We start from the raw sequence: 21,573 nt of genomic DNA, 5'->3' as shown, positions 1-21,573 counted from the left end.
AGAGGCGGAATCACGCGGATCTGAGGGCCGATCGGCCTCGTGGATCAGGCAGGTTCGCCGACCAGGAAGATGTGGGAGGCGAGCTCGACGGGGAGCTCAAGACCGTCTTCCTGGCCCTCCATCTGGATGAGGACGTATCCCTCGTTGAAGCGATAGTCCCCCTTCGCGCCGGGCACGACGCCCGCGTCGCGGAGCTGCTCGAGCAGCTCAGGATCGACCTGCGCGGGCTCGGCGAGACGACGCACGGTTCCGTCGATCGGAGCGCCCGCGGCGTTGAGCTTCTGCACGAGTCCGATGACACCCTCGTCGAAGGTGCGTGCCGGGGTGTCGCCCAGCTGGTCGAGCCCGGGGATCGGGTTGCCGTACGGCGATTCGGTCGGGTGACCCAGCAGCTCGACGAGTCGACGCTCGACCTGCTCGCTCATGACGTGCTCCCAGCGGCAGGCCTCTTCATGCACGTACGCCCAGTCGAGACCGATGACGTCCGAGAGCAGACGCTCGGCCAGGCGGTGCTTGCGCATGACGTTGACGGCCTTGCGACGGCCAGCGTCGGTCAGTTCGAGGGTGCGGTCCTCGGAGACGACGACGAGACCGTCGCGCTCCATGCGCCCCACCGTCTGGGAGACCGTCGGACCCGAGTGTCCGAGACGCTCGGAGATTCGCGCACGCAGCGGCACGATGTTCTCCTCCTCGAGTTCGAGGATGGTGCGGAGATACATCTCCGTGGTGTCGATCAAGTCCGTCATGTGGCCCTCCGGGTCTTCTTAGGCAAGCCTACATTCCCACGCGGACATCAGGGCGTCATGCGGTGAGGGCACTCGGGGCTCACGCCGTAGAATCGACGCATGGCGATCGAGATTCCCCGTGACCTCCTGCCCGCTGACGGCCGCTTCGGCTGCGGTCCCTCGAAGGTGCGCACTGCGCAGCTCGACGCGCTGCTCGCCGCGGCCCCCACCCTGCTGGGCACCTCGCACCGCCAGGCGCCGGTCAAGAACCTGGTCGGCAGCGTCCGTGAGCAGCTGGCGGCTCTGTTCCGGCTCCCCGAGGGATACGAGATCATCGTCGGCAACGGCGGTTCGACGGCGTTCTGGGATGCTGCGGCCTTCGGCCTGATCGAACGACGCAGCCAGAACCTCGTGTTCGGCGAGTTCGGCGGCAAGTTCGCCGCCGCCGCCGCCGCTCCGTGGCTCGAGGCGCCCGATGTGCGCAAGTCCGAGCCGGGTTCGCGCACGGCCGCAGAGGTCGTCGAGGGCATCGACGTCTACGCCTGGCCGCACAACGAGACGTCCACCGGTGTCGCGGCCCCCATCGAGCGCGTGATCGCCGACGGCGCTCTGACCGTCATCGACGCGACCAGCGCTGCCGGCGGCATCGACTTCGACGCCGCCCAGGCGGATGTCTACTACTTCGCGCCGCAGAAGAACCTCGGCTCCGACGGGGGCCTCTGGTTCGCCGCGGTGTCGCCTGCCGCGGTCGACCGGATCGAGCGCATCGCCGCCTCCGACCGGTACATCCCGGAGTTCCTCAGCCTGAAGAACGCCGTCGACAACTCGCGACTCAACCAGACGCTGAACACGCCGGCGCTGACGACCCTGCACCTGCTCGACAGCCAGCTCGGCTGGATCCTCTCGAACGGCGGCCTGTCGTGGGCCGGCGCCCGCACGGCGGAGTCCTCGGCGGTCCTCTACGACTGGGCCTCGGCATCATCCGTGGCGACCCCGTTCGTCACGGATGCGGCACACCGCTCACCCGTCGTCGTGACCATCGACTTCGCCGACACCGTCGACGCCGCAGCCGTAGCCAAGACCCTGAGGGCCAACGGCATCGTCGACACCGAGCCCTACCGCAAGCTCGGCCGCAACCAGCTGCGGGTCGCGACCTTCGTGTCGATCGAACCCGACGACGTCCGACAGCTCACTCGCTCTCTCGACTACGTGCTCGAGCAGCAGGGCGCCTGACGCCAGGGAGTCGACGAGAAAAGGGGCCGCGTTCACACGCGGCCCCTTTTCACGTTCGACTCAGTGGACGGTCATTCCTCGTCGTCGGAGTCTTCGTCGTCGTCATCGTCCTCGTCGTCGGAGTCGTCCTCGTCGTCGGAGTCCTCGTCGTCATCGTCGTCGTCCGAGTCGTCGTCGTCCGCGTCATCGTCTTCGTCCGCACCAGCCGAGTCGTCGAGTTCGTCGACGTCGACTCCGTCGAGGTCTCCCGCATGCAGCACACGCGGCTCGGCGGCGAGCTCGTCTTCGTCGATGTCGTCGTCGTCGTCCTCGTCGATGTCGTCGTCCTCGTCGATGTCATCGAGATCGTCGTCGGATTCGTCGTCGTCGACCGAGCTCGCGTCCTCGCCTTCCGCAGCGGCCGCGGCCGCCTGCGCCGCGAGCTCCACCTGGTGGGCGCGGTAATCGGCGAGACGCTCGGCCCACGGCACCCATTCGGGTGCGAGGAGCGCTCCGTCGCCCGGCAGCAGCTCGAGCTCGAGCACCGTGGGCTCCTCATCATCGACGCGCGCGACCGTGACCGTCCAGAACCAGCCCGGATACCCGGGAAGTCGGTTCTCGAAGCGCAGCGACACAGAGCCGCCCTCTTCGGGGATGTAATCGGCTGCGGGTCCGACGGTCGACGGCGGAGTGATCTCGTGCAGTGCGGCGAGCGCGAGATCATGAGCGTCGATCAGACGCTGGTCCACCTCAGGCTTCGAGGTCATCGGCTACCTTGCGCAGAACTGCCGCGATCTTGCGGCCTTGGGCCGACGAGGGGTACCGGCCGCGTCGCAGATCGCCGCCCATCCCGTCGAGGAGCTTGACGAGGTCCTCGACGATGATCGCCATGTCGTCTGCCGGCTTGCGCTTCGCCTTCGCGAGGCTCGGCGGGGCTTCGAGCACCCGCACGGACAGCGCCTGGAGGCCGCGCTTGCCATCGGCGACACCGAACTCCACCCGTGAGCCCGCCTTGACCGCCGCGCCCGTGGGCATGGCTGAAGCGTGCAGGAAGACGTCTTGGCCGTCATCGCTGGCGATGAAGCCGAAACCCTTGTCTTCGTCGTAGAACCTGACCTTGCCGGTGGGCATGGGAGAAACCTCGCTGAGTCGGTGTGGAGCTGGATCGGACGCACGCGTGCGACCACCTCCAGCCTACCGGTCGCGGGGCGGGGAATCCGTAGGTCACGATGCGGAACCGTGAGCCCCTGCAACGACTAGGCTGAGACGGATGAGCACCAAGAGTCCCGAACCTGAGGTTCCCGTTCGCCGCATCGATCGCATCCTGGCGTTCACGGCACTCGGACTCGCCGCGGCATCCATCATCTGCTTCTTCGCGATCATCATCGGCACTGCCGTCGGCATGGAGCAGCAGGACTTCGGCACCGGTGCCTGGCCGTTCATCGCCGCGATCCCCTACTGGGGGCTTCCGGCCGCGTTCGTCATGATCATCGTGCTCCTCATCATGAGCTTCATCCGCAAGGGGCGCGCGGCATCGCGGCCCTGAGGAATCCGTCATGAGCACGCACGCCCGACCGCTGGCCGAATGGCTCTCCGAGGCGAGCGATGAGCAGCTCACCACTCTGTTCTCGGTCCGGCGCGTGCGCGCGGATGCCGGCTGGCAGGACTTCTTCGATGCCGCCGAGGCCCTCCTCGATCCCACGTCGATCGCGCGGATCCTGCCCCTCCTCACGCACGGCGAGGCCGTTTCTCTTCTCGCGGCCGCGGCCACCCCTGTCACAGAGCACTCCCCCCAGCGGGCGACGCTCGAGAGTCTCGCACTGCTGCGCCCCGACGGCGCACCCTTCCCGCCGGTCGTCGCCGCCATCGCCGATCGACCGGAGCCGGCTCCGCTCAGCCTCTCGGCGCCGACGCCCGCGACCGATGCCGAGAGCGCCCATGCGGCCGAGCGGGCGTTCACGACGGTCTCCGCCCTCGCCGATCTGCTGCTGCTCGCGCGAGAGAAGCCCTTCGCACTTCTCGCCGGCGGCAACGTCAGCGCCGGAGAGAAGCGGCAGCTCAGCGAAGCGGGCGTCGCCGCTGAATCGATCGACGGGCTGATCGAGATCGCGATCGACTCGGGCCTCGTCGCACCCGATGCTCGCCGGCTGCGCACCACGCCGCGGACCGAGGAATGGCTGCGATCGCCCGTGGCCGATCGGTGGAGCGCGCTCGTGGAGGGCTTCCGCGATGCTCTCCCCCGAGGGGTGCGGGCGTCGGACGGCGGCTGGTCGTCCACGACGGCCTGGGCGCAAGCGCACCCGTGGGACCCCGCGTGGGCCGACCGCAGTGACGCGCTGCTCGAGTGCGCTCGTCTGCTCGGGCTCATCACCGACGGCGGCAGTGAACCCGCATGGGCGGCTTCGATCCGCCGAGGCGAGAACGTCGACGCCGCTGCGCTCGTCGCGCTGCTTCCGAACGAGGTCGATCGCATCTTCCTCCAGAACGACCTGAGCGCGATCTCGCCCGGCCCTCTCGCTCCCGGGCTCGACGTGCGGCTGCGCACGATCGCCGCGCGAGAGTCCGCAGCCCAGGCCTCCACCTACCGCTTCACCCCCGAGTCGATCGCGCACGCGCTCGTCGCCGGCGAGACCGAGCAGTCGATCCTCGAGTTCCTCGAATCGCTCTCGCTCACCGGCATCCCTCAGCCGCTCCGCTATCTCGTCACCCAGACGGCGCAACGACACGGCCTGGTTCGCGTGTCGATCGACCCCGAGACCGGTCGGACGCGCATCGAGAGCAGCGACCAGCACCTGATCGAGGCGATGGCCGTCGACCAGGGGCTGCGACCGCTCGCCCTGACGAAGCACGTCGCCTCTCTGACGACGCGCGTCGGGCGCGACACCGTCTATTGGGCACTGACTGACGCTCGGTACCCGGCGACGCTCGTCGACGACGACGGACGCGCGATCGCCCGCGAGCGGAATCCGATCACCGAGGCGACGCCCGACCCCGCGCCCGACTATTCCGCGCTCATCGCCGCGATGCGCTCGCATCAGGGGCCGGACGCGGACGCCGCCTGGCTCGACCGCGAGCTCGAGGCCGCTGTCCGAGCGAAGGCCGTGCTGCGAGTGAGCGTCGGAATGCCCGACGGCTCGACGAGAGAACTGATCCTCGAAGCCACCGGGCTCGGCGGAGGACGCCTCCGCGGCCGAGATCGCGCGGCAGATGTCGAACGCACGCTGCCGGTGTCGAGCATCCGCGCCGCCGTCGTGATCGCGCAGTAAACTGGACAGCTATGTCTGATGGACCCCTGATCGTCCAGAGCGATCGCACAGTGCTGCTCGAAGTCGCCCACTCCGACGCTGAGAGCGCCCGCCACGAGCTGGCGATCTTCGCCGAGCTCGAGCGCGCGCCAGAGCACATCCACACCTACCGCATCACGCGGCTCGGACTGTGGAACGCGCGTGCCGCCGGGCACACCGCCGAAGACATGCTCGAGACGCTCGACCGCTGGTCCCGCTTCCCCGTGCCGCCGTCGGTCGCCGTCGACCTCCGCGAGACCGTGAACCGGTATGGCCGCCTCGTGATCGAGCGAGACGACGAAGGCACCCTGATCCTGCGCTCGACCGACCCGGCCGTTCTCGCCCAGGTCGCGAACAACAAGCGCATCCAGCCGCTGCTGATCGGGCACCCGGCTCCGGACACCTTCGTGGTCGACGCGTGGGCGCGCGGGCAGATCAAACAGGAGCTGCTGAAGATCGGCTGGCCGGCCGAGGACCTCGCCGGGTACACCCCCGGCACACCGCACGAGATCGAGCTCGCCGAGGACGGCTGGCAGATCCGCCCCTACCAGCAGGATGCCGTCGACGCGTTCGCGAAGGACGGCTCGGGCGTCGTGGTGCTGCCCTGTGGCGCGGGCAAGACCATCGTCGGTGCCGCGGCCATGGCGGCGACCAAGACGACGACCCTGATCCTCGTGACGAACACCGTCTCGGCACGGCAGTGGCGCGACGAGCTGCTCAAGCGCACGAGCCTCACACCCGAGGAGATCGGCGAGTACTCCGGACAGGCCAAGGAGGTCAAGCCGGTCACCATCGCGACCTACCAGATCCTCACGGCGAAGCGGAAAGGCGAGTACGCCCACCTCGCCCTGCTGGATGCCCTCGACTGGGGTCTCATCGTCTACGACGAGGTGCACCTGCTCCCCGCGCCCGTGTTCAAGCTGACCGCCGATCTCCAGGCTCGGCGCCGGATCGGCCTCACCGCCACGCTCGTCCGCGAGGACGGTCGCGAGGGCGACGTGTTCAGCCTGATCGGCCCCAAGCGCTTCGATGCTCCGTGGAAGCAGATCGAGGCCCAGGGGTTCATCTCCCCCGCCGTCTGCTACGAGGTGCGCGTCGACCTGCCGCCGGACGACCGGCTCGAGTACGCCGCCGCGACGGACGACGAACGCTACCGTCTCGCCGCTTCCGCACCGGCGAAGATCGCGGCCGTGCGAGAGCTCATCGAGAAGCACAAGGACGAGCGGATCCTCGTGATCGGTCAGTACCTCGACCAGCTCGACTCGCTCTCGCAGTCGCTGAACGCACCGCAGATCACCGGCGCCACGCCCATCGACGAGCGCGAGGAGCTCTATCGCGCCTTCCGCGAAGGTGAGATCTCACTGCTCGTGGTGTCGAAGGTCGCGAACTTCTCGATCGACCTCCCCGAGGCATCCGTCGCCATCCAGGTGTCGGGTTCGTTCGGCTCGCGACAGGAGGAGGCCCAGCGCCTGGGCAGGCTCCTGCGTCCCAAGCAGTCCGGCCGCACGGCGAGCTTCTACACGCTGGTCGCCCGTGACACGATCGACCAGGACTACGCCCAGAACCGCCAGCGGTTCCTCGCCGAACAGGGCTACAGCTACACGATCATGGACGCCGACGCCCTCGCCGCCTGACCGCCTGCGGGCCCTCCCCGCAGCATCGCTACGCGGAGGGCGAAAGCGCCGCTCCGACGGATAATCAGCATCCGCATGGCCGAAGTCACCATAATGGGGACATGACTGATGCGCGCATCCTGGTCGTCGACGACGAACCCAACATCCGCGACCTGCTCTCGACAGGTCTCAGCTTCGCCGGGTTCCAGGTGAAGACGGTGGCCAACGGCGCCGCCACCATCTCGGCGGTGCTCGAGGAAGAGCCGGACCTCATCATCCTCGACGTCATGCTCCCGGACATGAACGGGTTCAGCGTGACCAAGCGCCTTCGCGGCGCCGGTTTCACCGCTCCGATCCTGTTCCTCACCGCGAAGGACGGCACCGACGACAAGATCGAGGGGCTCAACGCCGGCGGCGACGACTACGTCACCAAGCCGTTCAGCCTCGACGAGATCGTCGCCCGCGCCCAGGCGATCCTGCGCCGCACCATGCAGGCCGACGAGGAGTCGATCATCCGTGCCGGCGAGCTGTCGATGGACCAGGACACCCACGACGTGCATGTCGGCAAGGAATCGATCGAGCTGAGCCCGACCGAGTTCAAGCTGCTGCGCTACCTGATGCTGAACCCCAACCGCGTCCTGTCGAAGGCGCAGATCCTCGACCACGTCTGGGAGTACGACTTCAACGGGGATGCCGGCATCGTGGAGAGCTACATCTCCTACCTCCGTCGCAAGATCGATCCGCACACCGAGGAGTCGGTGATCCAGACGAAGCGCGGCTTCGGATACATGCTCAAGGTCGGCAAGTAGTCCGGCTCGCCGCCGCACGCTGACGCCGCACAGCATCCGTCTCCAGGGAGGTCCGCATGGCGCACAAGCCTGACGCGATCACCAAGTGGTGGCGGTCGATCAGCCTGCGCGCCAAGGTGACGGGCGTCACGGTCGCCGTGCTCGCGTTGGGCCTGCTCGCGGCGGGCCTCGGCACCGTGCCGATCCTGCGCAACTCGCTGGTCAGCAACATCGACGCTCAGCTCCCTGCTCTGGTGTCTGCCGATCTCGCGAACCGGTACTTCGAGGTGACGGTCGAAGACGGCAAGACCGTCTACACCCCCACGGACTCGCCCCGTGACTTCTTCGTCGCGATCTACGACGCTGAGGGCGTGCTGCAGACGACCACAGGCAACTCCGACAACGGGGCACCGCTCTTCCCCTCGTCGTACTCGCCCCTCGACGTGCAGGCCAACGAGGACACCCGGTTCACGATCGAGGGCACCAAGGGATCGAGCTTCCGGGCGGCTGTGGCACGGGTGCCAGGAGAGGGCGACGGATCGCTGCGGATCCAGATCGTCGCGATGCCGCTCGAGTACGCGGATCGCATCATCAGCCAGTACTTCGGCATCTACATCACCGTCGCGTTCGTCACCATTTTCCTTGCCGCGCTGCTGACCCGAGGGCTCGTGACACTGACGTTCCGACGGCTCGGTCAGGTCGAGTCCACGGCCATGTCGATCGCCGCGGGCGACTTCACACAGCGCCTCACCGATCTCGAGCCGACGACCGAGGTCGGCCGCCTGAACAGCGCGATCAACACGATGCTCGATCGAGTCGACGGTTCGCTCGCGCAGCGGGACCGCACCGTGCAGCACATGCGTCGCTTCATCGGCGACGCCAGCCACGAGCTGCGCACGCCTCTGGTGAGCGTGCGCGGGTATGCGGAGCTCTACCGGATGGGTGCGATCAAGGGCGAGGAGGACACCGCCCGTGCCATGGAGCGCATCGAGAAGGAGGCGATCCGCATGGGCGTGCTCGTCGAGGATCTGCTTGCGCTCGCGCGTCTCGACGRAGAGCGCGAACCCGAGATCGAGGCACTCGACCTCCGTCCCATCGCCCGCGACGCCGCCCTCGATCTGCGTGCTGCGGCTCCGGCACGCACCGTGACCGTCGTCGACCGCACGGTCGAGGCCCCGCTGATCGACCTCACGACTCGGTCGACGCCTGTCGTCCCCGCCGCACCCGAGACTCCCGCTCCGCGTGGGCTCTCCCGCGGCACGCTCGCCCGTCTGCGGCGTCGCTCGCGAAGCTCCGCGGCGAACGTGCCAGCGATCGACTTCACCGAAGCCGCGGACATCCCCGTGCGCACCCCGCCGATCGTGCTCGGCGAGGAGAACAAGGTGCGTCAGGTGGTCACGAATCTGCTCGGCAACGCGCGTCGCTTCTCGCCTGAGGAGAGTCCGATCGAGATCGTCGTCGACGCGGACCGCGTGCGGGGCACGGCGAGCATCGCGATCGTCGACCACGGCGAGGGAATCCCTCCCCAGATCCGCGAGCAGATCTTCGAGCGCTTCTGGCGCGCCGACACCTCACGAGCACGCGAGACCGGTGGGTCCGGGCTCGGGCTCGCGATCGTGTCATCCATCGTGAAAGCGCTGCACGGAAGCGTCGCGGTGTCCGAGACGCCGGGTGGCGGAGCGACCTTCACCGTCACGCTGCCGCTCGCCCCCTCACGCGCCACGCCCGCCCACCTCCTCGAAGACACTCAGCCCCTCGAGCGGCTGGATCTCTGACCGCACCTCGCTTCTCGCGCGGGTGCTCCTGCTCGGCGCTCCTGATCGGCGGTCCTGCACGGCGCCGCGCCCATGCGGGTTCTCCACAGCGGGCGTCGGGACGTGCGCGCGCACCCGCATCCGGGGATCTCCTCTCCCCTATCGTCGGAGCACCAATCGAGAGGAGTTCCCATGTCCGTCATCACCGTCGACACCGAAGCCGTAGGTGCCGCCCAAGGCGCGGCGCTGGCCACGATGGAGCGTCTGCAGACGGAGTCCGCGACGCTCATGTCGCAGCTCACGCAGCTGCAGGCGACGTGGGTCGGCACCGCGTCGGCCGCGTTCCAGTCATGTGCTGAGGAGTGGCGTGGAGCGCAGCTGCACGTCGAGCAGGTGCTCGAATCGATCGGGCATTCGCTGGGCAGCGCGGCGACGCAGTATGCAGACGCCGATCAGTACTCGGCGAGCCTGTTCCGCTGATTCACGGTTCGAACACCCGCGAACGCAGAAACGCCCCGACCGAGGTCGGGGCGTTTCTGTCAGTGCTGATGGATCAGAAGTCCATGCCACCCGACGGGTCACCCATCGGAGCAGCAGCCTTCTCAGGCTTGTCAGCGACGACGACCTCGGTGGTGAGGAAGAGAGCCGCGATCGACGCTGCGTTCTGCAGAGCCGAGCGGGTCACCTTCGCCGGGTCGATGATGCCCGCGGCGAACATGTCGACGTACTCGCCCGTTGCCGCGTTGAGGCCCTGGCCCGAGGGGAGCTCGGAGACCTTGTTCGCGACGACGCCGGGCTCGAGGCCTGCGTTGAGGGCGATCTGCTTCAGCGGAGCCTCGATCGCGACGCGAACGATGTTCGCACCGGTCGCCTCGTCGCCCGTGAGCGAGAGAGCGTCGAGAGCCTTGGTGCCCGACTGGATCAGCGCGACGCCACCACCGGGGACGATGCCCTCTTCGACGGCTGCCTTCGCGTTGCGAACGGCGTCCTCGATGCGGTGCTTGCGCTCCTTGAGCTCGACCTCGGTTGCCGCGCCCGCCTTGATGACGGCGACGCCACCTGCAAGCTTGGCGAGGCGCTCCTGCAGCTTCTCGCGGTCGTAGTCGCTGTCCGTGTTCTCGATCTCGCGACGGATCTGCGTGACACGACCCTCGATCTGGTCTGCCTCACCGGCACCCTCGACGATCGTGGTCTCGTCCTTGGTGACGATGACCTTGCGAGCACGACCCAGCAGGTCGAGCGTGGCGTTCTCGAGCTTCAGGCCGACCTCTTCGGTGATGACCTGACCACCGGTGAGGATCGCGATGTCCTGCAGCTGCGCCTTGCGACGGTCGCCGAAGCCGGGAGCCTTGACGGCGACCGACTTGAAGATGCCCTTGAGCTTGTTGAGCACGAGAGTCGCGAGAGCCTCGCCCTCGACGTCCTCGGCGATGATGACGAGCTCCTTGCCGTCCTGGATCACCTTGTCGACGATGGGCAGAAGGTCCTTGATGTTCGAGATCTTCTGGTTCGCGATGAGGATGTAGGCGTCTTCGAAGACAGCCTCCTGACGCTCCGGGTCCGTCACGAAGTACGGGTTCAGGTAGCCCTTGTCGAAGCGCATGCCCTCGGTGAGCTCGAGCTCGGTGCCGAAGGTCTGCGACTCCTCGACGGTGACGACGCCCTCCTTGCCGACCTTGTCGATCGCCTCGGCGATGAGCTCGCCGATGGCGGGGTCAGCAGCGGAGATCGACGCGGTGGCGGCGATCTGCTCCTTGGAGTCGATCTCCTTCGCGCTGGCGAGGAGCTCCTCGGTGATGGCCGCGACGGCCTTCTCGATGCCGCGCTTCAGCGAGATCGGGTCTGCGCCGGCTGCGACGTTGCGCAGGCCCTCGCGGACCAGAGCCTGAGCGAGCACCGTGGCGGTGGTGGTTCCGTCGCCGGCGACGTCGTCGGTCTTCTTGGCGACCTCCTTGACGAGCTCAGCGCCGATCTTCTCGTACGGGTCGTCGAGCTCGATCTCCTTGGCGATGGAGACACCGTCGTTCGTGATCGTGGGGGCGCCCCACTTCTTCTCCAGCACGACGTTACGACCGCGCGGGCCGAGGGTCACCTTGACAGCGTCGGCGAGGATGTTGAGGCCGCGCTCGAGGCCGCGTCGGGCCTCCTCATCGAAAGCAATGATCTTTGCCATGAGTTTTTTCGTCCCTCCTGGACGTAGACGTTGGGTTTAGCACTCAGAGTGAGAGAGTGCTAACGCCATTCTGGCACTCGACCCCATCGAGTGCAAGCTGCGCGGACGGACCGCGCGGCGGTCTACGGGGCAGGAGTGTCTGCGGGCGTCTCCGGCGCGGTCGTCGCACGATCGAGTCCGATGACGACCGTGAGCTGCTTCGCACCCGTGTCGTTCAGATCGGAGTAGAAGTCGCTCTGCTCGACCGCGGCACCGCCGATCAGGTTCGCGAGGCCGAGGGCGGCGAGCTCATCCTCCTCGGCGACGTAGTAGACGGTCGTCGTCGAGAAGTCCTGGCTCGCGCTGTCGCTCGCGAAAACGACGTCGGCGGCCCAGCCGTTGTTGATGAGCAGGTCGCGCATCTGCTCGTCCAGCCCCTCGTCGGGTGAGGCGTTGAGGATCATCACCGAATAGGTGACGTCGACGACACCGGTCTCGACGGGCGTCGGGCTCGACGAGGGGACGGCCTCCGGGAAGAGGGTGATGCGTCCCATCACCACGAGCGAGCCGAAGATGCCGCCGATGATGAGCACCAGAGCGGCCACGAACGACCACAGGAGCACCACCCAGCCGTTCATCCCCGGGGCTTCGGCGCGGTGCGCTCCGACGCGTCCGGACGATCGGGGGACGTCGTCGAATCGATCTCGGCTGAGCTTTGACACTCCTCGATGCTAATGGCACCGGCCCGTGAATCCGCTTCCGACGACGCCGCTGCGTGGCGCGAGCCTCGTCAGCCCACGAAGCCCGGAGTGCGTGCGGCGCGCTGGAACGATCTGGCGTCACGGATGCGGCGCAGCCGTCGCACCAGCATCGGGTCGTACTCCAGGGCTTCCTCCGACTCGATCAGACGGCCGAGGAGCTGGTAGTAGCGGGCGGCGCTCATGCCCAGTTGGGCGCGGATGACCTCTTCCTTCGCGCCGCCGTGCCGCGGCCAGGCGGTCTCGAGCGCGAGGATCGTGCGATCCCGCTCGCTCAGATCTCCCAGCATGTGACCAGATTAGGTCGAGGAAGCGGCGATTCCGGTGCGCCACTCCCACCATCTGCCGAGCGGATCGGCTGCCGCGCGCACGTCGCCGTCGAGCGCCACGACGAACCCGGTCCACTCCTCGGCGACCACGGCCGGCTGCCAGACGTCGCCCAGCACTGCCGGAGGATCGATCGTCACCCAGCGGGCATCGAGACCCCTGATGCGCTCGACGAGTGCTGTGCGTGCCTCTCGCGGAATGTGCACGAGCACGCCCGGCGTCGTGATCACGAGAGTGGCACCCGGTGGCGCCTCGGCTGCGAGCGCGTCGATCCTCTCGAGCGCGTCGCCGGCGATGAGGCGGGGCGGATCCGCTGCGGCGATGTCGAGCGCCGCTCTCACCCGCTGTTCCCGCCCTTCCTCCCCCGGCCAGACGAGCCCCTGCAGCCAGCGACGGTCTCGGTCGTCTCGGGCGTCGAGAGGCGCGAGGTCGATGCCGGCGCGCCAGACGATGTCCGGCATCCTCATGGCGGGGAGGCGCCCGTCGACTCTGCTCTGCAGCACGACCGGGCTCGGCCCGTCGTGCGGGTCGAGTGCCGCGCGCACCTGACCGTCGGAGCCGACGAAGCGGTACGAGTAGCGATCGGGGTACAGGCACAGGCCCGCGGAGGCGCCGACCTCGAGCAGGGCGATCGGTCCATCGATCTCGGACAGCACAGGAAGCAGCGGTGCGAGTCGGAGCGGCTCGTTGGTCTGCAGACGCCGGCCGCTGCATTCGCCCACGATCTCGTCGGCACGGGAGAGCACGAACGCGCGCCACGCGTCGTAGCGGACGAGGCCGACGCCCAGCATCCGCGTCACGGCGAACACGAGCGGGGGCTGCCTGCGGTTCTCAGGGATCCGAGCGAGCACCCGCTGCACCTCGGGGTCACCGGCCACGCCGGAAGCCCAGTCGACATAGAGATCGCTGCGCCCCGGCGCCTCCTCATCGGCGAAGCGGCGATAGCGCAGCCGCACGGCATCCGTCATCCATCCATTGTCTCGTGACGCCGAGCCCCTCTGAACGCGAGAGAATGGAGCAGACCCCAGGAGGACCTATGTCGTACAGCGTGGACAAGACCGAAGAAGAGTGGCGCGAAGAGCTCGGCGAGGAGCAGTATGCGGTGCTTCGCGAAGCCGCGACCGAGCGCGCCTGGACGGGCGAGCTGCTCGACGAGGGCCGCGCCGGCCTCTACACCTGCGGCGCGTGCAACGCCGAGCTGTTCAAGAGCGGCACCAAGTTCGACTCCGGATGCGGGTGGCCGAGCTTCTACGAGTCGATCCGCCCCGACGCAGTGCAGCTCATCGAGGACACGACCCTGGGCATGGTGCGCACCGAGGTGCGCTGCGCGAACTGCGGATCGCACCTCGGGCACGTCTTCCCCGACGGCTTCGGCACGCCCACCGGCGACCGCTACTGCATGAACTCCATCGCCCTGAACTTCACACCTGAAGAGTCGTGAGCGCCCTCGAGGCCGTTCGCGCACGGCAGTCCTCCTCGAAGGTCACCGACGAAGCGCCGTCGCGGGACGAACTGCTGAAGCTCGTCGCAGCTGCCGGACGCGTCGCCGACCACTCTTCGCTGCGCCCGTGGCGCCTGATCGAGCTGCGCGGATCCGACCGAGAGCTGCTGGGGGCCGCGATCGCCAAGGCCGAGGGCGACAAGTCCCCCTCCACGAAGCCGCTGCGCGCTCCGCTGCTGATCGCGGTCGTCGCCAGCTACCGCAAGAGCGAGAAGGTCCCCCGCTGGGAGCAGGAGGCCGTCGCCTCGGGTGTGGCCCACATGCTCAGTCTGCTGCTCGACGAGGCCGGCTTCGGCGTGCTGTGGCGCACGGGTCACTACACGCGATCGAAGGCCGTCGCGAAGGCCCATGGCCTCGGCAAGGACGAGGAGCTGCTCGGATGGCTGTACGTCGGCGGCAAGCCCTCGGGCCGCAGGCCCGGTCGCCGCAAGCCCGTCGATGCGCGGGGCCTCGTGACGCGGATGCCCAAGCCCAAGCCCCAGCCGACGCCCGAGCCGAAAGCCAAGAAGAAGGCGAAGAAGCAGAAGAAGCAGTAGGTCAGTTCCGTCTGCTGCGGGGCAGCGCGACGGCGACGGATGCCACGGCGACGACCACCATCCCGATGATCTGCCAGGGTGCGGGGCCCGCCGCGGCCGGCCAGATCAGGTCGATGATCACCGAGGTCGCGAGCTGGCCCAGCACCGACCCGAGCCCCATCAGCAGCACCCCTGTCTGCGCGACGATGAAAGCGCCGAGCAGGATGTACGCGGCGCCGAGGAATCCACCGAGGTACAGCCACGGCTCGGTCGGCGGCGCGTCTGGTGCGCCCCGCACCGCGATGCTGATGCCGGCGGCGACCAGCAGCGCGATGGTGCCGGCGATGAAGCTCATGAACGTCGCCGCGAGGGGCGAGCGCACGCGCTGCGACAGACGGCCGTTGGTCGCAGCCTGCCAGGCGATGCCGACGCCTGCCGCGAACGGCAGGAGGAGCATCCAGAGCGGTGCCGTGGCCAGGACATCGCCGCTCAGCGAGATGCCGACCGCGGCGAGCGCGAGCGCTCCGCCCAGCACGCGCCCCGGCGTGATCGCGACGACCCCGGCGGGACCGAACCCGATGCGGTCGAGCACGAGCCCGTGCAGGGTCTGTCCTGCGACGACTCCGACCGTGAACAGCGAGACGCCGAGCACCCCGGCCGTGATGCCCTGAGTGGAGACGGTGAGTGCACCGCAGGCACCGCCGAGCAGCATCCAGAACGGGATCGTCCGATCGCGGATGCCGCCGAGCAGACGTCCGACGCCTCGACGCGCGGAGGGAATGCAGACGATCACCACCGCAAGGGCCGCGAGTCCTACGGAGAAGGAGATGAGGCCGGCCACGATGCCGTTGCCGACCTCGACGCCCAGCACGCCGTTGATGCGCGCCTGGATGGCCGTCATGACGCCGATCGCCACTGCTCCGCCGAGCGCGAGGGGCGGAGACAGTCGACGGGCCTGGGTCACCTGTCGACCCTAACCGAGAGATGATCGCCATCTCGCCGTGCGCACGATGTCGGCGGCCGGGCGTACCCTGACGGCATGTGCGCGAGTTACGGACTTGACCCCCGGTTCACCGACACCGAGCTCCTGGCCGCCGCCGACGAGGCGGTGCTCGAGGGGCTGCGTGGCTGGGCTGAGCAGAACGCGCGTGAGACCGTGCGCCCCACAGGCAAGAATCTGCGCAACCTCAACCCGATCGTGGTGCACCCCGAGGCCGAGCCCGTGCTCGAACCCGCCTGGTGGGGGTTCCTGATCGGCGGGGAACCCTCGAAGTTCCCGTCGATCAACACCCGATCCGAGCGCCTGCAGGAGCGCCCCGGCGGATTGAAGACCCGTGCTCTCGTGCCGGCGACGAGCTGGTACGAGATGAAGAAGCCCGAGCGCGTCTGGCACGAGTTCGTCGTCGACGACGGTGCGCTCTTCGGAATGGCCGCCGTCACCCAGCGGGGGCGCACCGCCGATGGCGAGTCCTTCACCTGCTACTCGATCGTGATGCGCCCGGCTCCCCCTCACCTCGCCGGCATCCACGATCGGATGCCGCTGCTGATCCCCGCGGCGTTGAGCGACGACTGGCTGACCGCCGAGCCCACGAAGGAGATCATCGACGAGGCCCTGCTCGCCGCGGCGGCGATCGACGAGCGCGTTCAGGCCGCGCCCCGCGCCGACGACAAGGGCGCCGATCGGCTGTTCTGAGCATGGACTCGACCCAGTTGGGCGCCGCCGCCGCTGCGCGCGCCGAAGAGCTTCCCGGTGCGGAGCGCGACAACCCGTTCGGCCCCGAGTGGGACGTCTACAAGGTGCGAGGGCGTGTCTTCCTGCTGATCCCTCTCGACGGCACCGGGCGCGTGACGCTCAAGTCCCACCCCGAGGACTCCGTCGCGTTGCGAGAGACGTTCGCCGACATCGTGCCCGGCTACCACATGAACAAGAAGCACTGGATCACCCTGATGCCAGGGGCATCGCTCGACGAGGAGCTGGTGACCGAACTCGTCACCGAGTCGTACCGACTGGTGGTCGAGAAGCTCCCCCGAGCGCAGCGGCCGATCGACCCTGACCTGTTCGGGCGCCCTGCCGACTGAGGCGCCCGGACCACGGCATCCGCCGAGAGGATGACTCCGAGTATCCGTGGAACGGTACCCAGGGAGGACGCGGGGGCGATGGCGTGGTCGATAGCGTCGTAGACATGATCACAGCAGAAGGCCTCACGAAGAGATTCGGAGACAAGACAGCCGTCCAGGACGTGTCGTTCACGGTGCAGCCGGGCACGGTCACGGGGTTTCTCGGGCCCAACGGCGCGGGCAAGTCCACGACGATGCGCATGATCGTCGGCCTCGACCGGCCGACCTCGGGCATCGCCACCGTCGGCGGACGGGAATACCGCAAGCTCCGCGCCCCGCTCACCGAGGTGGGAGTGCTGCTCGATGCCAAGGCCGTGCACACCGGCCGCACCGCGCGCAATCACCTGCGTGCGATGGCGGCGACCCACGGCATCCCGGCATCCCGCGTCGACGAGGTCATCGACCTCGCGGGCATCGGCCCCGTGGCCCGCAAGCGCGCGGGCAAGTTCTCGCTCGGCATGGGGCAGCGGCTCGGAATCGCCTCCGCCCTGCTCGGCGACCCGCACACTCTGATCCTCGACGAGCCGGTCAACGGCCTCGACCCCGAGGGCGTGCGGTGGGTGCGCCAGTTCGTGCGTCACGCGGCGTCCGAGGGACGCACCGTGCTGCTCTCGAGCCACCTGATGAGCGAGATGGCGCAGACCGCCGATCACGTGATCGTGATGGGCCGGGGAAAGGTGCTCGCCGACGCCCCGCTCGAGGAGCTCGTGCGGGCCTGGACGACCAACACCGTGCGTGTTCGCACGCCTCGAGCCGCCGACCTCGCTGCCGCAGTGGGCGGCCCGTCCGTCGAGATCGTGAGCTCCGCCCCCGATCTGATCGACATCGTCGGCCTCCCCGCGTCGCGCATCGGCGACCTCGCCGCAGAGCGCGGCATCCCCCTGCACGAACTCACCCCGACCACCGGATCGCTCGAAGACGCCTACCTCGCCCTCACCGGCGACTCGGTCGAGTACCGCACGAAGGAGATCTCATGACCGTCCAGGCTCCTCCCCTCCGCCGTCAGCATGTCGACACCGATCGCCGGCTCACGTTCATCCGCGCCGTGCGCGGCGAGTGGATCAAGCTGGCCACGCTCCGTTCGACCTGGTGGTCGATCGGCATCGCGGCGATCCTCACGATCGGCATCGCCGTGCTCATCGCGCAGGCGATCGACATGCCGGGCTTCGAGCCCATCCAGGCCGTCGTCATGCCGATCCAGTTCACGATGCTGCTCGCCGGCATCCTCGGCGCGATCTCCGTGACGGGCGAGTACTCGACCGGGATGATCCGTTCGACGCTCGCGGCCAACCCGAAGCGCGGATCGGTGCTGGGCGCCAAGGCGGTCGTGGTCGGCCTGTTCATGTTCGTGTCGTCGCTGGTCATCTTCCTGGCGGCGGCCGTGGCGGTCTCCGCGGTCGTCGCCTCGCGGGATCAGGGCATCGACTGGGGCGACCCCGCAGCATCGTTCCTGCCCATCGTGGTCTCGTCGCTCGCCATGGCGGTGTTCGCCCTGATCGGGGTGGCGTTCGGGTTCATCCTGCGCTCGGGCGCCGGAGCGATCGCCGCGACGGTCGGCCTGCTGTTCGTGCTGCCGATCGTCGCGAGCTTCTTCGCCGTCGCCGGCGAGGCCTGGGCCTGGGTCATGGACGCCGCGGGCTACCTCCCGGTGGCCGCAGCCCAGAGCGCGATCCTCCCCGAGGGCGCTGCGCTCGAGGCTCCGGTCGCCTACCTCACGCTGGCAGCCTGGGTCGCCGCGGGCATGCTCGGCGCCTGGGCCGTGCTCCGCACGCGCGATGCGTGACCGCGAGATCGCGAGATCGATGAACCCGCGTAGAGTCGCCCGGTGACCCGCACGCGCAGCCGCAGCACCTCAGTCCGCGAGGACGAGGGGCTGCGGCTGCCGCGTCCCCCGGGCGTTCTGCGCCGTTTCTGGGCGCGGCATCCGGTGTTCGCCGATGTCCTGATCACCCTCGTGTGCCTGTTGCTCTCGCTCGTGCCGGCCGGTGTCATCACCCGCGACCTTCCGATGCCCCTCGCCATCGGCGTCGCGATCCTGGTGCCCGCGTCCGTCGTCGCAGCCTGCGCCACGCTTCTGTGGAGGCGTCGACGGCCGCTCGTGCCGTTCGTCGCGTCCTTCGCACTCGAGGCCGGGTTCCTCTTCGCACTGCAGCCGATCGGCTCGCCGCTGCTGCTGGTCACCTGTTACTCGCTCGCGGTCTACCGATCCTCGCGGGCCGCATGGACGGGATTCGGCATCGCCCTCGGGTCGCTCGCCGCGCTCGGCGGACTGCTCACGCTCACCGGCGTCATCACTCTGCAGATCGCCGCGAACGCCGTCGTGATGTCGCTCGTCCTCGGGCTGATCGGCACTCTCGTCGGCGTGAACGTGGGTGGACGCAAGCGCTACCTCGCTGCCGTGATCGACCGCTCCCGTCAGCTGCTCGTCGAACGCGATCAGCAGGCGCAGCTGGCCGCGGCCGGCGAGCGCGCCCGCATCGCCCGTGAGATGCACGACATCGTCTCCCACTCGCTCACCGTGATCGTCGCACTGTCCGAGGGAGCGGCTGCCACCCCGGATCCGGGCCAGGCACGATCGGCGGCGTCCTCGGCCGCAGAGACGGCTCGCAGCGCACTCACCGAGATGCGTGCGATGCTCGGCGTCCTCCGGGCCGACGATTCGCCGCTGCCCCTCGCTCCGCTCGAGCCGACGCCCCCGCAGGAGACGGTCGCTGCGGCACAGCGAGCCGGCTTTCCGGTGTCGCTCTCGGTCACCGGGGCCGCCTCGCTCTCCCCCGCTCAGGCACACGCCGTCGGGCGCATCGTGCAGGAGGGCGTGACGAACGCCATGAGGCACGCACCCGCGGCGACGTCGATCGAGGTCCGACTCGTGCACGCCCCGGATGCGGTGACCATCGAGATCGTGAACGACGGTGTCACCGGCCCTGTCGGCTCATCGGGGTTCGGCCTGCGCGGGCTCGCCGAGCGCGCAGCGCACTCGGGCGGAACCATCGTCTCCGAACCCGTCGACGGCGGGCGGTGGATGCTGCGCGCAGAGCTCCCCATGACGCCACCTGACCTGCCAGACCACGACCCGAAGGACGGACCATGACCGAGCCGATCAGGCTGCTGCTCGTCGACGACCAGGCCCTCATCCGCGTCGGATTCCGGATGGTGCTCGACGCCGAGGACGACATGGTCGTGGTCGGCGAGGCCGCGGACGGGCACGACGCGATCGCCCAGGCGACCGAGCTGCGCCCCGACATGGTGCTGATGGACATCCGGATGCCGGGGCTCGACGGGATCGCCGCGACCGCGGCCATCGTCCGCGAGCACCCGCAGACCCGCGTCCTGGTGCTGACGACGTTCGATCTCGACGAGTACGCCTTCGGTGCGATCCGCGCCGGAGCGAGCGGATTCCTCCTGAAGGACGCACAGCGGCACGAGATGATCGCGGCGATCCGTGCGATTCACAGGGGCGATGCCGCGCTCTCGCCTCGGATCACGCGGATGCTGTTGGAGCACGTGACGCCGACGCTCGGTGCGACGCCCGCACCACAGGTCCATGCGATCGACGATCTCACGGCGCAGCTCACCGACCGTGAGCGCGACGTCTTCGTCGAGATCGCGCGCGGGCTCACGAACGCGGAGATCGCCCAGGCGCTGTTCGTCAGCGAGTCCACCGTCAAGACCCATGTGGGCAGGATCCTCTCGAAACTCGGATCCCGCGACCGCATCCACCTGGTGATTCTGGCGCACCGACTCGGTCTCGTCGACGACGACGCTCTGCCCCCCGGCCCCTAGGTCGGGGTGGAGGGCAGAGCGAGCGGTGTCAGGCCTTCGCCGGGGTCCACTCCGAGACGCGGTTCAGAGCGTCGACCTCGTCAGGGGTCAGCTCGAGACGCGCGCCGGCGAGGAGATCGGGAACCTGCTCGACCGTGCGGGCGCTCGCGATGGGGGCGGCGACCGTCGGCTGGGCACGCAGCCAGGCCAGCGAGGTCGCAGCGATCGAGGCTCCGTGCGCGTCACCGATCTCCTCGAGGGTGTCGATGATCCGCAGCCCCGCCTCGGTCGCGTACTTCGCCGCGCCGGAGGCACGCGGAGACGTCTGCCCTTCGACGTCGACCGAGCGGTACTTGCCGGTGAGGAAGCCGCTCGCCAGCGAGTAGTAGGGCACGAGGCTGAGGCCGAACTCCTGGGCGACCGGGATGATCGTCTCCTCGACGTCGTTCCGGTGCACGAGGTTGTAGTGCGGCTGCACGGCGACCGGCAGCGCGACTCCTGTGCGGCGGGCGATCTCGACCCACTCGCGGATGCGCTCTGCCGTGTAGTTCGACACCGCGACGTGGCGCACGAGACCGTCGGAGACGAGCTCGCCGAAGGCCGCGACCGTCTCCTCCAGCGGAACCGTCTCATCGTCGAAGTGCGCGTAGTAGAGGTCGATCGTGTCGACACCCAGGCGAGCGAGCGATGCTTCGGCGGCCCGGCGGACGTTCGACGCCGAGAGGCCCTTGTAGTCCGGGTGCTGGCTCACCTTGGTCGCGACGACGACGCCCTTCGGCTGGCGAGACGCGAGCCACTCGCCGATGATCGTCTCGCTCTCGCCGCCTGAGTTGCCGGGCACCCAGGCGCTGTAGCCGTCTGCCGTGTCGATGAAGTCGCCACCCCCGTCGACGAACGCGTCGAGCACCGCGAACGATGCCTCGCGATCGGCCGTCCAGCCGAATACGTTGCCGCCGAGCGAGAGCGGGAAGACGTCAAGGTCACTGTTTCCGATACGAGTCATACTCGGGACAACCCGTCACCCCCGCGCACTATTTCGTGTGTGACGTCGCGTGTCACTCGCC

24 protein-coding genes are annotated in these 21,573 nt (G+C 68.7%); 15 read left to right on the top strand and 9 right to left on the bottom strand.

What is annotated here, in order from left to right; genetic code table 11:
* Nucleotides 1-44: 44 nt before the first annotated feature.
* A complete protein-coding gene (locus AC04ME_RS09485) occupies nucleotides 45-746 on the bottom strand; it encodes an iron-dependent transcriptional repressor DtxR (protein ID WP_042539828.1) in 702 nt (233 codons plus the stop codon).
* Between the two features lie 99 nt (nucleotides 747-845).
* Here AC04ME_RS09485 and serC point away from each other — a divergent pair, with 99 nt between their 5' ends.
* Nucleotides 846-1,958, top strand: a complete 1,113-nt coding sequence (serC, locus tag AC04ME_RS09480) for a phosphoserine transaminase (protein WP_042539826.1) — start codon at nucleotides 846-848, stop codon at nucleotides 1,956-1,958.
* Nucleotides 1,959-2,029: 71 nt separating this feature from the next.
* Here serC and AC04ME_RS09475 read toward each other — a convergent pair whose 3' ends face one another.
* Both AC04ME_RS09475 and AC04ME_RS09470 read right to left on the bottom strand, forming a co-directional pair.
* Nucleotides 2,030-2,704 (bottom strand): DUF3027 domain-containing protein, encoded by a 675-nt coding sequence (locus AC04ME_RS09475; RefSeq protein WP_475434706.1) that lies wholly within the window; start codon nucleotides 2,702-2,704, stop codon nucleotides 2,030-2,032.
* Nucleotides 2,688-3,068, bottom strand: coding sequence for a cold-shock protein (locus tag AC04ME_RS09470; RefSeq protein ID WP_042539821.1), 381 nt, complete (start codon nucleotides 3,066-3,068; stop codon nucleotides 2,688-2,690). The genes AC04ME_RS09475 and AC04ME_RS09470 overlap by 17 nt, the downstream gene beginning before the upstream one ends.
* Before the next feature lie 139 nt (nucleotides 3,069-3,207).
* On the opposite strand from AC04ME_RS09470, the gene AC04ME_RS09465 reads away from it, so the two are divergent.
* The 6 genes from AC04ME_RS09465 to AC04ME_RS09440 all read left to right on the top strand — a co-directional run bounded on the left by AC04ME_RS09465 (nucleotide 3,208) and on the right by AC04ME_RS09440 (nucleotide 9,856).
* Nucleotides 3,208-3,483 carry a hypothetical protein gene (locus AC04ME_RS09465; RefSeq protein WP_056373582.1) on the top strand — a complete coding sequence of 92 codons (276 nt, stop codon included), beginning with the start codon at nucleotides 3,208-3,210 and terminating at the stop codon, nucleotides 3,481-3,483.
* Nucleotides 3,484-3,493: 10 nt separating this feature from the next.
* Nucleotides 3,494-5,203: a helicase-associated domain-containing protein gene (locus AC04ME_RS09460; RefSeq protein WP_475434703.1), complete on the top strand. Its 1,710-nt coding sequence runs from the start codon at nucleotides 3,494-3,496 to the stop codon at nucleotides 5,201-5,203.
* Nucleotides 5,204-5,214: 11 nt separating this feature from the next.
* Nucleotides 5,215-6,855 (top strand): DNA repair helicase XPB, encoded by a 1,641-nt coding sequence (locus AC04ME_RS09455; protein WP_056373586.1) that lies wholly within the window; start codon nucleotides 5,215-5,217, stop codon nucleotides 6,853-6,855.
* 101 nt (nucleotides 6,856-6,956) lie between these two features.
* The gene (locus AC04ME_RS09450) at nucleotides 6,957-7,643 is read left to right on the top strand and encodes a response regulator transcription factor (RefSeq protein WP_042539813.1); all 687 of its coding nucleotides are present in this window, start codon (nucleotides 6,957-6,959) and stop codon (nucleotides 7,641-7,643) included.
* A 56-nt stretch (nucleotides 7,644-7,699) separates the two neighbouring features.
* Nucleotides 7,700-9,397 (top strand): sensor histidine kinase, encoded by a 1,698-nt coding sequence (locus AC04ME_RS09445; RefSeq protein WP_475434701.1) that lies wholly within the window; start codon nucleotides 7,700-7,702, stop codon nucleotides 9,395-9,397.
* A 171-nt stretch (nucleotides 9,398-9,568) separates the two neighbouring features.
* Nucleotides 9,569-9,856, top strand: coding sequence for a WXG100 family type VII secretion target (locus AC04ME_RS09440; RefSeq protein ID WP_042539808.1), 288 nt, complete (start codon nucleotides 9,569-9,571; stop codon nucleotides 9,854-9,856).
* Between the two features lie 73 nt (nucleotides 9,857-9,929).
* On the opposite strand, the gene groL is transcribed toward AC04ME_RS09440, so the two are convergent.
* From groL to AC04ME_RS09420, 4 genes are all read right to left on the bottom strand, one after another.
* Nucleotides 9,930-11,549 carry a chaperonin GroEL gene (groL, locus tag AC04ME_RS09435; RefSeq protein WP_042539806.1) on the bottom strand — a complete coding sequence of 540 codons (1,620 nt, stop codon included), beginning with the start codon at nucleotides 11,547-11,549 and terminating at the stop codon, nucleotides 9,930-9,932.
* Between the two features lie 122 nt (nucleotides 11,550-11,671).
* Complete coding sequence (locus AC04ME_RS09430) at nucleotides 11,672-12,250, bottom strand: LytR C-terminal domain-containing protein (RefSeq protein WP_331452205.1); 579 nt, start codon at nucleotides 12,248-12,250, stop codon at nucleotides 11,672-11,674.
* A gap of 68 nt (nucleotides 12,251-12,318) precedes the next feature.
* Nucleotides 12,319-12,576 (bottom strand): DUF3263 domain-containing protein, encoded by a 258-nt coding sequence (locus AC04ME_RS09425; protein WP_042539804.1) that lies wholly within the window; start codon nucleotides 12,574-12,576, stop codon nucleotides 12,319-12,321.
* A gap of 9 nt (nucleotides 12,577-12,585) precedes the next feature.
* Nucleotides 12,586-13,581, bottom strand: coding sequence for a DUF2332 family protein (locus AC04ME_RS09420; RefSeq protein ID WP_311878350.1), 996 nt, complete (start codon nucleotides 13,579-13,581; stop codon nucleotides 12,586-12,588).
* Between the two features lie 68 nt (nucleotides 13,582-13,649).
* On the opposite strand from AC04ME_RS09420, the gene msrB reads away from it, so the two are divergent.
* Complete coding sequence (msrB, locus tag AC04ME_RS09415; protein WP_042539800.1) at nucleotides 13,650-14,054, top strand: peptide-methionine (R)-S-oxide reductase MsrB; 405 nt, start codon at nucleotides 13,650-13,652, stop codon at nucleotides 14,052-14,054.
* Nucleotides 14,051-14,650: a nitroreductase family protein gene (locus tag AC04ME_RS09410; protein ID WP_079113275.1), complete on the top strand. Its 600-nt coding sequence runs from the start codon at nucleotides 14,051-14,053 to the stop codon at nucleotides 14,648-14,650. The genes msrB and AC04ME_RS09410 overlap by 4 nt, the downstream gene beginning before the upstream one ends.
* A gap of 1 nt (nucleotide 14,651) precedes the next feature.
* On the opposite strand, the gene AC04ME_RS09405 is transcribed toward AC04ME_RS09410, so the two are convergent.
* Nucleotides 14,652-15,593 (bottom strand): DMT family transporter, encoded by a 942-nt coding sequence (locus AC04ME_RS09405; RefSeq protein ID WP_309690253.1) that lies wholly within the window; start codon nucleotides 15,591-15,593, stop codon nucleotides 14,652-14,654.
* 75 nt (nucleotides 15,594-15,668) lie between these two features.
* Between AC04ME_RS09405 and AC04ME_RS09400 the strand changes: the two genes are divergently transcribed.
* From AC04ME_RS09400 to AC04ME_RS09375, 6 genes are all read left to right on the top strand, one after another.
* Complete coding sequence (locus tag AC04ME_RS09400) at nucleotides 15,669-16,322, top strand: SOS response-associated peptidase family protein (RefSeq protein WP_475434696.1); 654 nt, start codon at nucleotides 15,669-15,671, stop codon at nucleotides 16,320-16,322.
* A 2-nt stretch (nucleotides 16,323-16,324) separates the two neighbouring features.
* Nucleotides 16,325-16,708, top strand: a complete 384-nt coding sequence (locus AC04ME_RS09395; protein ID WP_367823484.1) for an MmcQ/YjbR family DNA-binding protein — start codon at nucleotides 16,325-16,327, stop codon at nucleotides 16,706-16,708.
* A gap of 104 nt (nucleotides 16,709-16,812) precedes the next feature.
* On the top strand, nucleotides 16,813-17,724 hold the full coding sequence (locus AC04ME_RS09390; RefSeq protein ID WP_042539792.1) for an ABC transporter ATP-binding protein: 912 nt from the start codon (nucleotides 16,813-16,815) through the stop codon (nucleotides 17,722-17,724).
* Nucleotides 17,721-18,530, top strand: a complete 810-nt coding sequence (locus tag AC04ME_RS09385) for an ABC transporter permease (protein ID WP_042539790.1) — start codon at nucleotides 17,721-17,723, stop codon at nucleotides 18,528-18,530. Before AC04ME_RS09390 ends, AC04ME_RS09385 begins: the two co-directional genes overlap by 4 nt.
* 42 nt (nucleotides 18,531-18,572) lie before the next feature.
* Nucleotides 18,573-19,838 carry a sensor histidine kinase gene (locus AC04ME_RS09380; RefSeq protein WP_052492915.1) on the top strand — a complete coding sequence of 422 codons (1,266 nt, stop codon included), beginning with the start codon at nucleotides 18,573-18,575 and terminating at the stop codon, nucleotides 19,836-19,838.
* On the top strand, nucleotides 19,835-20,530 hold the full coding sequence (locus tag AC04ME_RS09375; protein WP_079113279.1) for a response regulator: 696 nt from the start codon (nucleotides 19,835-19,837) through the stop codon (nucleotides 20,528-20,530). The genes AC04ME_RS09380 and AC04ME_RS09375 overlap by 4 nt, the downstream gene beginning before the upstream one ends.
* Before the next feature lie 28 nt (nucleotides 20,531-20,558).
* On the opposite strand, the gene AC04ME_RS09370 is transcribed toward AC04ME_RS09375, so the two are convergent.
* Nucleotides 20,559-21,512, bottom strand: a complete 954-nt coding sequence (locus AC04ME_RS09370; protein WP_079113280.1) for an aldo/keto reductase — start codon at nucleotides 21,510-21,512, stop codon at nucleotides 20,559-20,561.
* Nucleotides 21,513-21,573 lie beyond the last annotated feature (61 nt).

The organism is Microbacterium sp. LjRoot205 (genome assembly GCF_056175745.1).
The sequence above is the reverse complement of the archived record's forward strand: the minus strand, read 5'-3'. Positions and strand labels throughout refer to the sequence as shown.